Here is a 15,517-nt window from a genome sequence, read left to right as displayed (position 1 = left end):
ACAAATAATTATTTGTAGGCTTTTTTGAGACAGCGTAATTAAGCTGTTAATTCATATTTCTAAGCTTATACGTTAGAAACAGGAATGAATTCAACTGGTGCCGTTGTCATTGCGTCAAGAGGTGGCGCAAAGTCTGTCAGCTTAATGCCATCTACTGCTGCTTTGTATTCATCCATTGAAGGGAAACGTCCCAATATTGCAGACAGAACAACCAGTGGCGTAGAACCAAGTAATGACTCACCTTTTTTCTCTGTTGTATCCGCCACAACACGACCTTGGAATAAGCGAGTTGATGTCGCTATAACCGTGTCACCTGGTTCCGCTTTCTCTTGGTTACCCATACATAAGTTACAGCCAGGGCGTTCTAAATACATGATGTTTTCATACTTAGTACGTGCAGATCCTTTAGGATTTGTGTCGTCAAATTCAAAACCTGCGTACTTCTCTAGCAGTGCCCAATCGCCTTCGGCTTTTAACTCATCAACGATGTTATAGGTTGGTGGAGCGATAACTAGAGGCGCGTTGAACTTAATTTCTTTACCTTGTGCTTCCATGTTCCGGAGCATTTGAGCGATGATTTGCATATCACCCTTGTGTACCATACAAGAACCAACAAACGCTAAGTCAACAGTCTTGTTCCCATAGTATGAAACTGGACGGATAACGTCATGAGTATAGCGCTTAGAGACATCATCATTGTTCACGTCTGGATCGGCAACCATTGGCTCAATAATTTCATCAAGATCAACAACCACTTCTGCGTAGTATTTAGCATTTGCATCTGGTGTTAATGCAGGTGCAGCACCTGACTTAACCTCGTCAATACGTTTATCAGCTAAAGATATTAAACCATGAAGCGTTTTCGCTGGATTTTCCATACCTTTATCAATCATTATTTGAATGCGGCTTTTCGCTAATTCAAGTGATCCGATTAAAGTCTCGTCTTGAGAAATACAGATGGAAGCTTTTGCTTTCATCTCTGCTGTCCAATCAGTGAAGGTGAAGGCTTGGTCCGCTAGCAATGTACCGATATGCACTTCGATCACACGACCTTGGAATACATTTTCACCACCAAACTGTTTTAGCATTTGAGCTTGCGTAGCGTGTACCACATCACGGAAATCCATGTATTTTTTCATGTGGCCTTTAAACGTTACTTTTACTGACTCTGGGATTGGCATTGCAGACTCACCTGTTGCCAGTGCAATGGCTACAGTACCTGAGTCAGCGCCAAAAGCAACGCCTTTAGACATACGAGTATGTGAGTCACCACCGATAATGATAGCGCGGTCGTCAACAGTAATATCATTCAATACTTTATGAATAACATCCGTCATTGACGGATAAACACCTTTAGGGTCACGAGCAGTGATTAGACCGAACTTGTTCATAAAGCTCATTAACTTTGGTGTGTTCGCTTTTGCTTTACTATCCCATACAGAGGCAGTGTGACAACCTGATTGAAATGCGCCATCAACAATTGGTGAAATAGTAGAAGCAGCCATGGCTTCTAATTCCTGACATGTCATAGGCCCTGTTGTGTCTTGCGAGCCGACAATATTTACTCTAACACGAACGTTTGAGCCTGCGTGCAATGGTGTGTCAGATAAAACGCCAACCGCATTACGATTAAATATCTTCTCTACAGCGGTTAAACCTTGGCCTTCATGTGAAATTTCTTTTGCCGCTGCATAGACGCTTAGAGGTTCAACGCCTAGTACTTCTGCTGCAAATGTTTGTAGTTTCTTACCAAACGTTACAGCGTATGAGCCACCCGCTTTCATGAATTCCACTTTTTGTGGTGTAAAGGCTGATGATATATCTGCAAGTACTTTATTGCCGTTATATAACTTCTTCGCTTTTGTATCGATAGTTAACACAGTGCCAGTGGCAACTGAGTAAGCTTCTTCTAATACAGCATCGCCATTTTTATCAACAACAGTATTACCGTTTGCGTCTACTTTCTTAACCCAGTTTTTAAGATCAAGACCAATACCGCCTGTTACGTCAACGGTTGTTAGGAAGATTGGAGCGATACCATTGGTTCCCGCAACGATAGGTGCGATATTGATAAATGGAACATATGGACTTGCTTGCTTACCAGTCCAAAGTGCGACGTTATTCACACCAGACATACGAGATGAACCTACACCCATAGTGCCTTTTTCAGCAATAAGCATGACTTGCATGTCAGGATGCTGAGCTTGTAATGCTTTTATTTCTACTTGAGCTTCTGGTGTGCTCATGCATTGACCATGTAATTCACGATCTGCACGAGAGTGAGATTGATGACCTGGCGATAATAAATCAGTTGAGATATCGCCTTCACCAGCAATATAGGTGACTACATCAATTTTCTCATCAATTTCAGGAAGCTTAGTGAAAAACTCTGCTTTAGCGTAGCTTTCAAGAATGTCTTTAGAAAGAGTATTACCTGCTTTATAAGCTGCTTCAAGACGTTCCATATCTGCTTCGTACAGATATACTTGAGTTTTTAAAACATCAGCCGCTGGAGAAGCAATAGAAGCATCATCAGATAATGCAAGGTCGATCAATACTTCAACAGAAGGGCCGCCTTTCATATGAGAAAGTAGTTCAAGGGCAAATTTAGGGGTGATTTCTTTTACGTTAGATTCACCTAGAATGATCTCTTTTAAGAATTTTGCTTTTACAGCAGCTGCGCTTGTTGTACCTGGTAGCGTGTTATAGATGAAAAAGTTAAGAGAAGCTTCGCGGTGCTCATTACCATTGTCTTTAATTTGAGAAATAATTTCTGACAACAGCTCATTGTCATCAATTGGCTTAGGGTGTAGGTCTTGGCTTTTACGAGTTTCGATTTCTTGTAGGTACTCTAAATACAGGCTCATTCACACCTCTGAATAATGGTTTACGATAAAATCATGCGCTAAAAATGCAGCCTGACATCAGGCTAGCTTTATTTTTTAGGCATTTAGCTGTTTAAAAACAAATCAAATGAGATTTATTTTATTTTTGATCCATACATTTTATAGAAAAAACACGTCAAAGAGTGACGATGTGCCATAACAATTTCGAATAGGGGACATTTAGCGGAATTATTCTGATTTAGAAATATTATTGTTTTACTGAATAATCCGTACAATTCGAAACCCCCAGTTACTGGCTTTTAAGTCGGGTGTTGCTCGATACCTTGTCGCACTTCGACCGACTCTTGGTATGTCATACCATGAACCACCTTTTAGCACTCGGGTATCGCATTGATTGGCTAACCAGACTTGATTTTCTGTTGGGGCACCTTCGTAATTATCGTGATAACAATCTTCTACCCATTCTGCAACATTGCCATGCATATCAAATAAGCCTAGTGGATTACTAGCTTGGCTTCCAACTGGACCGGTAGAAACACCATCCCACTGACTTCCACAGCTATCGCAAACACTGTAACCCGCTTTGACTGTGTTGCCATACCAAAAGGCCGTGTTGGAATCTGCTCTTGCTGAATATTCCCATTCGATCTCTGTCGGTAAACGGTACTCCTCATTCGTCTGATTTGATAACCATGAAGTATAAGCTTTAGCGTCGTACCAACTCACATTGATAACAGGGCGTTGGCCACGCCCCCAACCATTATCGGGTGGTAACTCTCGGTTTGTGGCTTTTGCGAATTTATCGAATTGATTGAAAGTGATTTCATATTTGCTGATATAAAAACCATTAGGAATATCAACTTCATGAACAGGCTTTTCGTTGTCATCCCCCATATTATTTTGATCACCCATAAAAAAAGTAGAGGGAGCAATCTTTTCAATTTTTGGGGCGGTACCACCCATTGATAGTGGTTCTTCAAGCACTTGTGGTAGAGCCTTAAAAACTTCTTTGGCTGTTAATTTAGATGGTGGAGTAGGTGCTTTTACAATAGTTTTAGGGTCTTCTGTAGGCCATAACACTGCAGCGGCAATTAGACCTGTACTTATAAGCGCGGTTAAAATAATCATTCTAGATGTGATGTTACGAGAATAACGCCTAATCGCTTTGGTTGCTGTCGAGCTACTGCCTGCTTGAGGTTTGTAAAGGTCTGCTCGAATAATACGAATAACCTCTACTAAGGATTTGGGTCTATGGGGGCTACTTTCTCGGCTCCATTTTAATAAACGATTCCATACCGCATCACTTATATTTGGATGTGAGTCAGGCAGATTAGTGGCAAAATCTTTATCTAAAATAGATTCACCAAGTAATGCTGCCATGAGAAGTTTCATAAAAGCGAACTTATCCGATGAAGGTGTTCGTTTTTGATCTTTCTTTAAATACTCTGATGGGAAAAAACGGGCATCCATTTCTGATTGGTCAATTCGATCCATCCAGTTATGTGCGCCGAAGCCTGTCATTAAGCCAAGACCGTTAACAACATGAACAGAATTTAAGTCTAAATGGCCATGAAAAAGGTTATTGGCATGAACTTGGTCGAGTGCTTTCGCTATATTGTCAAACAAACTAATGACAACATTTAAAGGTGCCCCATCAGGATATTTTCCCAAGAAGCTGTATAGATTTTCTCCACCACACACTGCTGAACATGAAAATACCCATAGTTTCGAATAAAAAGGAGGGTAGTTTGGTGTGATTGCAGGATGTTTAATTGTTGCGTATTTACGAGCGTTTTGTAAAAAACTTTCTACTTTACCTTTACTCGGCTGGAAAAAACGTAAAACGAAAGGCCGTCCACCTTGATCTGCTACCCAGGTCGTTTTTTTATCGTCCATTGGATAGTTTAAAATGTACGGATCAAGTTCAATACCAACATGCTGGCCAATCTTTAATTTTGTAAAATCATAAAAATCATTCATTAAGAATTCAATATCCAAGTCAAGACGTTGCTGCCTAAGTGCTTAATACCTAGTATAATCACGTTTTTTAACACAAAAAGGTAGAGTAATGTTATCAGCGTATCCTGAGCTTGTTGAGTTTCTTCCGTGTGAATCACCTAAAGCATGGGTGAATTGGGCTCTTGAGAATCAAACTCTGCTCTTAATAGATCATGCTCACTGTGAAAAAAAAGCCGCAAGCACGGCAATGAATTTAATGTATCGATACGTTGATAGAGATAATTTATTACATAAAATGTCTCGATTAGCCCGTGAAGAGCTTCTGCATTTCGAGCAAGTGCATAAAATAATGCGCAAAAGAAATGTTTCCTACGATCACCTGTCCGCATCTCGCTACGCAGATGGGTTACGCAAACACATTCGAACACATGAACCTGCACGCCTTATAGACATCATGATTATTGGTGCCTTTGTTGAGGCTCGTTCCTGCGAACGTTTTGCCGCACTAGCTCCGCATCTTGACGAAGAATTATCTAAGTTTTATATTTCACTGCTTAAATCAGAAGCACGTCATTTTGAAGATTACCTTGAATTGGCTCAAGAGTATTCAAACGAACCGATTGATGACCGAATAGCCTTTTTCCGTGACTTAGAAGAAACGCTTATTACTGAGCCTGATGTTGAGTTTCGTATGCACAGTGGGCCACCAGCAGTATAATTTACAACATACCAAAAATGATTGTTGAATCTTTAATAGCGCTATTCTAGTGAACGACTACACTTATAATAGTTGAACTGGCTATTAGGGAGAGTGCTATGAATATGCATAAGAGTGAAAACCTTCCGGATGTTACTTATTGGCTGACATTAGAAATCGCGAAAGTAGATCCGGTTGTTGATCTTGATGTTATGTATAAAGGGTCTTTAGAGTTAGATTTTTTATACCAACTTCTTACCTGTAAAGCCCAACAGCATTGGCTGCGTGTTTACCATATCCAATTAAGCCCCATGGTCATTAATAATGCTTTTTTTAGAGCTATGTCTATGCAACACAATCGTAATATTGAATTTATGCGATCTAGGAATACAAAAGAAACTGTTTGGGTGAAAGAGTTGTTGCATCGCTAACTCTTATTTATTAATGGATTAACACATAAAAAATGCCAACGTTAAGCTGGCATTTTTCTAATAATTATTTTTTACTGAAATCTTGGTTTTTTAGGTAAGTGCTTTTCTAAGAAAGGCTTTCTTTATGAATAAGATTGAGTGCAGAAAGTCCTGTTTGGTTGAACTCTTCCACCGTAGAACTTGATTGCGTGTAGGTGTTGCCATCAATGCTTGCTAACCAAATTGAATCGTCCCAATCCCCTAGAACACAGCGTAGATGAGAATTTGATTCGTGTGTGTTTGGTCTGTGAGTATGCCCATGAATGACTGTATTACATATGTACTTATCTAATGATTCACGAACAGCGACTTCAGTAACATCCATAATTGATATGGATTTTTCTGATGCCATGGATTTGCTGTCATTACGGAGTTGTGCGGCAAGTGCAATTCGTTGTTCTAATGGTAAGGCCAGTATGTGTTCTTGCCATGCGCTAGAGCGTACGGTTTGTCTGAATTTTTGGTATTCCACATCTTCTAAGCAATATTCGTCACCATGCGTTAAAAGTACGTTGCTTTCTTTTAGAGGCAAAACCGTTTGTTCTTCAATAAGTGTCGCACCCACACGGGTTAACCATGAATCACCAATAAGGAAATCTCTGTTTCCGTGTAAGAAATACAGAGAAATGCCAGACTGAGAAGCATCAACTAAGGCATTTTCTATGGTGGTGTTCCAGTCCGCTTGGAAGTCGTCTCCAATCCATGCTTCGTAAAAATCCCCTAGAATATAAAGTTCTGTTTGTTCTTGGCGGGCAATAAGTTCTTTCATCATTCGTACAAACGCCCGGATAAGATCCGGGCGTTTGTCACTAAGGTGCAGATCTGAAATGAAATAACGGATCATTATTTTACAAGTTCAGCACTTTCGATAATAACGTCTTCAGCTGGAACATCTTGGTGTCCTGCTTTCATCGTTGTTTTCACTTCTTTGATTTTGTTAACAATATCCATGCCTGCTGCTACTTTACCGAATACCGCATAACCCCAGCCTTGTGATGTTTTTGCTGTGTGGTTTAGGAAAGCGTTGTCTGCCACGTTAATGAAAAACTGTGCAGACGCTGAATGTGGATCGGATGTACGAGCCATTGCCAATGTACCGATTTCATTTTTCAGGCCATTGTCTGCTTCGTTTTCGATTGTTTTTGGTGCGTCTTTCTGAGTCATACCGACTTCAAACCCGCCACCTTGAACCATGAAGTTATTAATAACACGGTGAAAAACAACACCGTCATAGAAACCAGAGGTGACATATTCTTCAAAGTTTTTCGCTGAAATTGGTGCTTTTTCGTAATCTAGTTCTACGTGAATGTCGCCGTGGTTTGTATGTAAAATGATCATTGCATATTCCTTGTTCTATAAGTGACTAAATGATTAGACTTTATTAAGTATCGAATTAATAACGGCATTTTATGTGTTTGTAAGCAAATACGCCACTATGGATGTGATAAACAACCTATATTTCAATAATAAGGTTATCTGGCTTTCTTCGCTTCGTGGGTTGGTTCTTTGACCGTATTTATACTTCATAATCCAATGGATCTATTTTGCCTTGTTCGGCAAAGGCTTCTAAGCGTTCATAGCAAGCGCCGCATTTACCGCAGGATTTCTCTCTCCCGTTATAACAAGTCCATGTCTTTCCGTAATCTAATTGCATGTCTAAGCCTGCTTTTAAAATGGCTCCTTTAGAGGAATGCAAAAATGGTGTAACGATTTCGACAGATTGGTAGTTGGCGATTTTTGATACGGCATTCATTGCTTCGACAAATTCAGGGCGGCAATCTGGATAAATGTGATGGTCGCCAGAATGCGCTCCGTAATATACTTTGTCTGCTTCCAGAGACACGGCGTAAGCAATCGCCATAGACAATAAAACCATGTTGCGATTCGGAACAGCGGTAGACTTCATGTTCTCGTCTTCGTAATGGCCTTCAGGTATGTCAGCGTCACCCGTTAATGAGGAGTTTGCCATTAAACTGTTGATCGCCGTGATGTCGACAACTTTGTGAGGGATGTTCAGCTCTTTACAGACCAATGCAGCGATTTCTAGTTCTTTACTGTGCTTTTGACCGTAGTTAAAGGACAAAGCGTAAACATCGAATCCATTTTTTACGGCTGTATTTAGAACAGTAAAAGAATCCATTCCACCTGAATACACGACGACAACCTTTTCTGACATTCTCATTTCCTCGTGAATGCTTCTAGTTTTCTTCTATCAGCAAATGTTTATGATGTGCGGATTATAGCAGACCTTGTTGTTTATCAAATCAATCAATAGCTTAAATATAAAAGTGGAAAAATGGGATTGTAAAATCCTTAATTGTGATATAAATTAATATGCGTAACCAGTTACGCATATTAATTTATAGATTTTTATCGGAAGGAAAAATGGAGCAGTTTGGTGTTTTGACTCTCGGGAGTCGACTTAAGCGTTTAAGTGATCATTTATTTACTCAAGTGCAAGACCTTTATTCACAGTGTGATATCCCAATCACATCAACGTATTTTCCTGTGCTTAGATTATTGCAAAAGGTTGGAGAATTATCCGTGATGGAAATCGCTGATAGCCTACATCTAAGTCACCCAGCTGTAAGTAAGCAGACAACTAAGATGCTTAAAGAAGGGTTGCTAGAAAAAAAGATCGACGAGCGAGATCAACGTCGATCTTCATTGCGCCTTTCTAAGAAGGGAGTAGAAGCCATGATTAAAGTTGAACCTGTATTAAAAGAAATGAAGGTGGTTGTTGAGAAAATGACCGATTTTTCTAGTGACAATTTTATGAAAGGTTTAGAACAATTTGAAAAACACGCTTTTGATGGGCGTGTTGCAAATAAGATCTTGGATCGATTGACTCCTTTTCAAATTATTCCATTTGAACCATGCCATGGAGAAGCTTTTTACGATCTTAATATGATGTGGCTAAAGCACTATTTTCCAAATCGAATTACAGATTATGATCTGGCGCTTTTAAGTAACCCGCAAGATTATATTATCGGTAAAAATGGGATTGTATGGGTAGCGGTTCGCAAAACAAATGGGCAAGACTCAGTACTGGGTACGATCGCTTTAATGGTTCACTCTGATGTCAATTCAGGTGAGGTGTTGAAGCTGTCGGTTGCGAATCATTGTCAAGGTAAAGGTATTGCTCAGACTTTATTGTCCCATGTTATGGAATATGCAGAGTCGGTTGGTGTAAATACATTAACCCTAGAAACGGCTTCTTGCCTAACCACCGCTAGACATCTTTATGATAAAAATGGCTTTGTCGAAATGCCGCCGCCAAAACCATCTTTGTATGAACGGGCGGATGTTTACATGGAAAAATCATTGGAGAAAGAGTTGAGAGTTATTACATGAAAACACCAGGACATATGAATATACGAAAGCACATGCAGAGGGGAGCGGTTGCTTCCATGCCGATGATACTGGGTGGGATTCCTTTTGGTCTTTTATTTGGTTCACTGGCGTCAAGCTATGGTTTGAGCCCTTGGTTTGCTATTGCTATGTCTGCCATCGTTTTTGCAGGCTCAGCTCAATTTGTTGCTTTAGGTTTAATTGCCATACATGCGCCGATTTGGGTGATTGTCTCTACGACCTTTATTGTCAATCTTAGGCATCTTTTGTATGCAGCGGATATGGTGAAATATGTAAAACATTTACCTATGTCGGTTCGTTTTATCATGGGTTTTGGTTTGGTTGATGAAACGTATGCTGCAGTACGTCCTATGTATGAGATCGGCTCGGTAGATGAAAAAACAGGGCATAAAGTCTATTTAGGTTCTTTTTGTTCATTTTATCTTATGTGGAATGTGACAACAATTTTGGGCATTTTGTCTGGCGAGTTAATTCCAGGTATGAGCGAGTGGGGTCTTGAATTTGCTATGGTGGCTACCTTCATTGGCATTATTACGCCGTATTTAAAACACAGTCCTTTTTGGTTTTGTATGCTAAGTGCTGGAGTTTCATCAATCATTTTGTCGGGGTTGCCAAATAATCTAGGTTTGCTTGTAGCGGCTGTTATTGGTGTTATTGCTGGTTATCTTGCTGATGTTTATATGAATCTATCTAATCAATTAGCCGATTCCCATCAATCAATTGATAAAAACGCATAAGGAAGTGAGTAATGAATGTATTAGATTCTGTTCTCATCATCGTAGGTATGTTTGTTGTTACTTTTGGCGTCCGCTTTGTTTTATTTGCACGCGCTCATAAGGTAGTTATGCCTGTTTTTGTGGAGCGAGCACTTAAATTTGTCCCTGTTGCGGTATTAACCGCCATTATTGTTCCGATGATTTTTATGAAGGATAACCAAATGAACCTATCACTTAGTAACCCTTGGTTGATCGGTGCGATTGTTGCTTTTGTTGTTGGGATTTGGCGCCAACATCAACTGTTAACAATATTTGTTGGTGTTGTTGTTTTTTTTATAGCGAAATACATGATTTCACTTTCAGTATAAAAGCATAAAAATAAAGAAAAGAGGCAAAAGATTTGCCGACTGAATATCTTATAGAAACCTAAATCATATATACTTGTCAGTCAAAGTAATCATTATCGTCAGACAAACATTTATCGGGATTTACATTTAACATGTCAGAAACGTCAAAACCAGGTAATTTTATTACCCAAATCATTGATAAAGATAACGAAGCCGGCAAGAACGGAGGAAAGGTTCTTACTCGTTTCCCTCCTGAGCCAAATGGCTACTTACATATTGGTCATGCTAAATCTATTTGCCTGAATTTTGGTTTAGCGCAGCGTTACAATGGTCAATGTAACCTGCGTTTTGACGACACCAATCCTGAAAAGGAAAGTGTTGAATACATTGAATCTATTAAGCGTGATGTTGAGTGGTTAGGTTTTGAATGGAAAGAGGAGCCTAAATTTGCTTCCGACTATTTTGATCAGTTATTCGACTTTGCAAAGCAACTTATTCAGCTAGGCAAAGCGTATGTGTGCGAGCTTAATGCTGAGCAAATGCGAGAATATCGTGGCACCTTGAAAGAGCCTGGCAAAAATAGCCCTTACCGTGATCGTAGTGCTGAAGAAAATATGGCACTTTTCAATGATATGGCTAATGGAAAATACAAAGACGGTGAAGTCGTTCTACGTGCAAAAATTGATATGGCGAGCCCAAATATCAATATGCGCGATCCAATCATTTATCGAGTTCGTCGCGTTCACCACCACCAAACAGGTGATAAGTGGTGCATTTATCCTATGTACGATTTTACTCATTGTCTGTCTGATGCTATTGAAGGTGTCACGCATTCTGTTTGTACATTGGAATTCCAAGACCATCGCCCTTTATATGACTGGGTATTAGATACGTTAAAAACAGCGCACCCACAACAAATCGAATTTGCTCGCTTGAACTTGAACTACACGGTAACAAGTAAACGTAAATTGAAACAGCTGGTGGATGAGAAACACGTTAATAGCTGGGATGATCCTCGTATGCCGACAATTTCTGGTTTGCGACGTCGAGGTTATACAGCGAAGTCTATCCGCAACTTCTGTGATCGAATCGGTGTTACTAAATCGGATAGTGTTGTAGACGTCGGTATGCTTGAGCATGCGATCCGTGAAGATTTGGATGCCAGTGCTAATCGCGCCATGGTTGTGTTAAATCCAATCAAGGTGACGCTGACAAATTACCCAGAAGACAAAGAAGAAATTTTCACGGTGAATAATCATCCGAAAAATAAAGAGGCGGGTACTCGTGAAGTGCCTTTCAGCAAAAATCTATACATAGATGCAGCAGACTTCGCAGAAGTTCCTCCGCGTAAGTGGAAGCGCTTAACCTTAGAAGGCGCAGTTCGTCTTCGTGGTGGTTACGTGATTACTTGTGATGAAGCAATCAAAAATGAAGCGGGTGAAGTGGTCGAGCTGCTTTGTCGCTACGATGAAAACACTTTGGGTGTGAACCCTGAAGGATATAAGCCAAAAGGTGTCATCCATTGGGTAAGCGCTAAGCATGCAGTTGATGCATCAGTGAATCTTTATGACCGTTTGTTTGTCAATGAAGCGCCAGACGCTAATTATGAAGATAAGAACTTCTTAGACTTCATTAATTCAGAGTCTTTGACAACAATTGTTGCTGCAAAAGCTGAGTCTTCGTTGCTTACATCAGAAAAAGGCCAAGGTTTCCAGTTTGAGCGTGAAGGTTATTTCTGCCGTGATTCTAAAGAAGAAGGCATGGTATTTAATCGTACCGTTACATTACGTGACTCTTGGGCAAAAATAGAAGCAAAAGGAAAATAAGCGCATGTTAAAGGTTTACAACACCTTGAGTGGGAAGAAAGAAATTTTCAAACCAATCGAAGAAGGCAAAGTTGGAATGTACGTCTGTGGCAACACTGTGTACGACTTTTGTCATATTGGCCATGCGCGTGCAATGATTTCTTTTGATATAATATCTCGATTTATTCGTCACCTTGGTTATGAATTGAACTATGTTCGTAATATTACGGATGTGGATGACAAAATCATTAAGCGTGCACAAGAAAATAATGAAACAACGCAAACGTTGACCGAACGAATGATTGCGGCTCAACAAGAAGATGAATTGCGTTTAGGTAATAAAATGCCTAACCGTGAGCCCAAAGCCACGGAGTTTATGCAAGAAATCATTGATATGGTTCAAGTGCTTATTGAAAAGGGCTTTGCATATCAAGGGACCTCTGGTGATGTCTATTATCGTACGACAGTTTTTTCTGAGTACGGTAAGTTAAACAACCGTAAGCTAGAGGATATGCTTGCTGGCGCTCGCATCGATGTTGAAATTGCAAAAGAGCATCCTGCTGATTTTGTATTGTGGAAGCAGACAAAAGAAGGTGAAGTGTTTTGGCCTTCCCCTTGGGGTAATGGTCGTCCAGGTTGGCATATTGAGTGTTCTGCGATGGCGACAAATTGCCTAGGTAGTCATTTTGATATTCACGGTGGTGGCCCAGATCTGAAATTTCCACATCATGAAAATGAGATAGCACAATCTGAAGCGGCAACAGGCAAGCAGTATGTAAATTACTGGATGCATTGTGGTGCGGTTCGAGTTAACAATGAAAAAATGTCTAAATCATTGGGTAATTTCTTTACTGTTCGTGATGTATTGGCGAAATTTAATCCTGAGGTAGTTCGTTACCTAATGGTGTCTAGTCAATATCGCAGCGCCATTGATTACTCGGATCAAAGTTTATTGGAAGCGAAGGTTGCCCTAGAGCGTCTATATACAGCATTACGTCAACAGAATATAGCTTCGAGCTATGCTCCGACAAACTATACAGAGCGTTTCGAAGAGGCGATGAAAGATGATTTCAATACCGCACTTGCTGTATCTGTTTTGTTTGAATTGGTTCGTGAGCTAAATAAAGCTAAAACGGAAGATCAAGTCAAAGCATCTGAGTTGGCGGCGGAATTACTTTTCTTGGCAGAATTGTTGGGCTTGCTTTATCAGGAGCCTGATTATTTCTTACAGAATAGTACTGTGTCTGAGGGTTTTGATGAGGTTAGAATTCAGGAATTAATCGATGAGAGAACTCAAGCTCGTAAAGATAAAAACTTTGCTCGTAGTGATGAGATTAGAGATGAATTAGTGAGTAACGGTATTGAGCTTCTTGATAGTCGAGAAGGAACCAGCTGGACTCGCAGTTAGTTTCTAGAAGGTATAAAAAGGCGATGTTTTTACATCGCCTTTTTATATTATGAGTTATGCTTTGCTTACTTTAATGGCTAAAACGTCACATGGCGCGCCATGTAGTACGCCATTTGCAGTAGAACCAAGTAGTAAAGCAAGTCCATGGCGACAATGACTACCAACGATAATTAAATCGGCTTTTTTCTCTTCTGCAATGCGGTGTATTTCGCTTTCTATACCGCCTTGTGTGATGCAGCTTTCCTGAAATGGAGTATCAAGTTGCGCTTCTAGAATTGAGATGCGCTCTTTAGCTGTTTCTTCTAGTTGAGCTTGGATGTCGGTTATATCAATTGGAACATCACCACCATAGGCGTAATTAAGTGATTCAATAACATGAAGTATAATAAGTTCTGCGCCAGTCGCTTTGCAAAGTGCTACTGCTTTATTGGCTACCTTTATACTTTCATCTGTTAGGTCAACAGCGAGTAGAATTCTGTTATACATCATAGAAAACCTCCAATTTTGGCTTGTTTTTTTAAATTTTAGTTTAAAGCTAGAGAAGTACATCAAATATGACTGCTCTGATCGTTATTTTCATTACATTGTCTTTAATGGGTTCTGTGTTATGGGTTCTGCCTCCCAAAAAAGAACGGCAACGCATGGGTTTACGCATGCATGCTAGAAAATTAGGTCTTACTGTTCAGCTTACATCAATTGACCTTCCTGACAAGTGGGATAAGTCAATGAACCGCCATAAAGTCGTGGCGTATTCTCTTTATCGAGCGAAACCTCAAGTATTGTTGCCTGATGAAATTTTGCTGCTGCCTTATGAGGTTTGGAAGTATCATGCCTTAGTAAGTGGGTGGTGGTCTAGTAATGAGATAATTCTGACAGAGGATTTAAAAGTAAACTTAGATAAATATGGATACCTGCTAAAAGGGATTAAGATCACACCGGAAGGTGTATTTCTTTATTGGAATGAAGATGGCGATGAGGCTGTGCTGGATGCATTATCCAAGGTTATTTTTTCGTTGGCCGAAATTAATAACATCGATTAATGGTGGCAATGTTATTAATTTGATAATTATATTTCAGAGTCGCTTGGCACTTCTATATTTTGAATGAGATCATTGAGAGCGTCTTCTGGGTTATCGCTTTCTTGAAGCGCTTCAATCGCTGGAGATAGGATTTTTTTCATTCTATCTTGAACAAATGTGTTTAGTTCTTTTTTCTCTGGTCTTTCTATGGAATCAGACTTTACGTGAGATAGAATGACGCTGTAGAGAGTTTGGGCTACGCGCATGTCGCCACTGTTAAAGTTTTTGTTCGCTTGGACAACTTGACGATTCAATTGGATCCATAGATTTAGCCATCTTAGATAGTCGTAGCAAGCTTGATAGTGTGTGTTACTGATTCTTCCCTTTCTACGAAGAAAAAGCAGCATTTTTGCGAGTTTGGTTAGGCGCTCTTTATAGTTGCTTTTTTCTTGAAAGCTAAGAATATCAGGCTCTGGATTGAACTTCATCGCTTCATCGCTTCTACCTTCTTCGGCCTTCGCTATGCGAATTTCAATTTTCTCAGGGTCATCAGAATATTGCAGTAGCTCTCGAAGTGTGTCTAGATAGAAGTCGTAAAGGACATCTGTTGCTATTGTGTCTGTATTAATATCTTTTAGACCTCGTATGTGTTGTTCAACACGATCGGCTCTATTTGATAGTTGCAATTGCTTTACTCGGCGTGCTGTAATTTCTTTTTCTTTTTGATGTGCACGTGATCCAACAATTACAGACAAAATCACTATAATGATTAAAAATGCTATGGTTAATATTTGAAGGGTAGCCATGATTGTCCTTAAGCAACGAATTCAGTATGTTAAATAAGCAATACTAAGTTCAGCAATATATAATATGTGAAA

At 39.8% G+C, this 15,517-nt stretch carries 15 protein-coding genes; 8 read left to right on the top strand and 7 right to left on the bottom strand.

What is annotated here, in order from left to right:
* Nucleotides 1-65 precede the first annotated feature (65 nt).
* The gene (locus tag IF202_RS14135) at nt 66-2,867 is read right to left on the bottom strand and encodes a bifunctional aconitate hydratase 2/2-methylisocitrate dehydratase (RefSeq protein ID WP_191595549.1); all 2,802 of its coding nucleotides are present in this window, start codon (nt 2,865-2,867) and stop codon (nt 66-68) included.
* A gap of 234 nt (nt 2,868-3,101) precedes the next feature.
* Nucleotides 3,102-4,826 carry a formylglycine-generating enzyme family protein gene (locus tag IF202_RS14130; RefSeq protein ID WP_191595548.1) on the bottom strand — a complete coding sequence of 575 codons (1,725 nt, stop codon included), beginning with the start codon at nt 4,824-4,826 and terminating at the stop codon, nt 3,102-3,104.
* An 88-nt stretch (nt 4,827-4,914) separates the two neighbouring features.
* Here IF202_RS14130 and miaE point away from each other — a divergent pair, with 88 nt between their 5' ends.
* The gene (gene miaE, locus IF202_RS14125; RefSeq protein WP_191595547.1) at nt 4,915-5,523 is read left to right on the top strand and encodes a tRNA-(ms[2]io[6]A)-hydroxylase; all 609 of its coding nucleotides are present in this window, start codon (nt 4,915-4,917) and stop codon (nt 5,521-5,523) included.
* A gap of 98 nt (nt 5,524-5,621) precedes the next feature.
* On the top strand, nt 5,622-5,933 hold the full coding sequence (locus IF202_RS14120; protein ID WP_191595546.1) for a hypothetical protein: 312 nt from the start codon (nt 5,622-5,624) through the stop codon (nt 5,931-5,933).
* Between the two features lie 106 nt (nt 5,934-6,039).
* On the opposite strand, the gene IF202_RS14115 is transcribed toward IF202_RS14120, so the two are convergent.
* The 3 genes from IF202_RS14115 to queC all read right to left on the bottom strand — a co-directional run bounded on the left by IF202_RS14115 (nt 6,040) and on the right by queC (nt 8,166).
* On the bottom strand, nt 6,040-6,816 hold the full coding sequence (locus IF202_RS14115) for a UDP-2,3-diacylglucosamine diphosphatase (protein ID WP_191595545.1): 777 nt from the start codon (nt 6,814-6,816) through the stop codon (nt 6,040-6,042).
* The gene (locus IF202_RS14110; RefSeq protein ID WP_191595544.1) at nt 6,816-7,310 is read right to left on the bottom strand and encodes a peptidylprolyl isomerase; all 495 of its coding nucleotides are present in this window, start codon (nt 7,308-7,310) and stop codon (nt 6,816-6,818) included. The genes IF202_RS14115 and IF202_RS14110 overlap by 1 nt, the downstream gene beginning before the upstream one ends.
* A gap of 178 nt (nt 7,311-7,488) precedes the next feature.
* Entirely contained in the window at nt 7,489-8,166 is a 678-nt protein-coding gene (queC, locus tag IF202_RS14105) for a 7-cyano-7-deazaguanine synthase QueC (RefSeq protein ID WP_328797234.1), read from the bottom strand.
* Nucleotides 8,167-8,357: 191 nt separating this feature from the next.
* Here queC and IF202_RS14100 point away from each other — a divergent pair, with 191 nt between their 5' ends.
* The 5 genes from IF202_RS14100 to cysS all read left to right on the top strand — a co-directional run bounded on the left by IF202_RS14100 (nt 8,358) and on the right by cysS (nt 13,620).
* A complete protein-coding gene (locus IF202_RS14100; protein WP_191595542.1) occupies nt 8,358-9,326 on the top strand; it encodes a bifunctional helix-turn-helix transcriptional regulator/GNAT family N-acetyltransferase in 969 nt (322 codons plus the stop codon).
* A complete protein-coding gene (locus IF202_RS14095) occupies nt 9,323-10,081 on the top strand; it encodes an AzlC family ABC transporter permease (RefSeq protein WP_235963529.1) in 759 nt (252 codons plus the stop codon). The genes IF202_RS14100 and IF202_RS14095 overlap by 4 nt, the downstream gene beginning before the upstream one ends.
* An 11-nt stretch (nt 10,082-10,092) precedes the next feature.
* Complete coding sequence (locus tag IF202_RS14090; protein ID WP_191595541.1) at nt 10,093-10,428, top strand: AzlD domain-containing protein; 336 nt, start codon at nt 10,093-10,095, stop codon at nt 10,426-10,428.
* A 131-nt stretch (nt 10,429-10,559) separates the two neighbouring features.
* A complete protein-coding gene (locus tag IF202_RS14085; RefSeq protein ID WP_191595540.1) occupies nt 10,560-12,233 on the top strand; it encodes a glutamine--tRNA ligase/YqeY domain fusion protein in 1,674 nt (557 codons plus the stop codon).
* 4 nt (nt 12,234-12,237) lie between these two features.
* Complete coding sequence (gene cysS / locus IF202_RS14080) at nt 12,238-13,620, top strand: cysteine--tRNA ligase (protein WP_191595539.1); 1,383 nt, start codon at nt 12,238-12,240, stop codon at nt 13,618-13,620.
* 54 nt (nt 13,621-13,674) lie between these two features.
* Here cysS and IF202_RS14075 read toward each other — a convergent pair whose 3' ends face one another.
* Complete coding sequence (locus IF202_RS14075) at nt 13,675-14,109, bottom strand: universal stress protein (RefSeq protein WP_191595538.1); 435 nt, start codon at nt 14,107-14,109, stop codon at nt 13,675-13,677.
* Nucleotides 14,110-14,174: 65 nt separating this feature from the next.
* On the opposite strand from IF202_RS14075, the gene IF202_RS14070 reads away from it, so the two are divergent.
* Nucleotides 14,175-14,660: a hypothetical protein gene (locus IF202_RS14070; RefSeq protein ID WP_191595537.1), complete on the top strand. Its 486-nt coding sequence runs from the start codon at nt 14,175-14,177 to the stop codon at nt 14,658-14,660.
* A gap of 26 nt (nt 14,661-14,686) precedes the next feature.
* On the opposite strand, the gene IF202_RS14065 is transcribed toward IF202_RS14070, so the two are convergent.
* Nucleotides 14,687-15,445: a DNA topoisomerase I gene (locus IF202_RS14065; protein ID WP_191595536.1), complete on the bottom strand. Its 759-nt coding sequence runs from the start codon at nt 15,443-15,445 to the stop codon at nt 14,687-14,689.
* Between the last annotated feature and the right edge of the window lie 72 nt (nt 15,446-15,517).

The organism is Marinomonas colpomeniae (genome assembly GCF_014803385.1).
Taxonomy (GTDB): domain Bacteria; phylum Pseudomonadota; class Gammaproteobacteria; order Pseudomonadales; family Marinomonadaceae; genus Marinomonas; species Marinomonas colpomeniae.
Note: the sequence above shows the minus strand (reverse complement) of the source record. Positions and strands in the feature narration are given on the sequence as shown.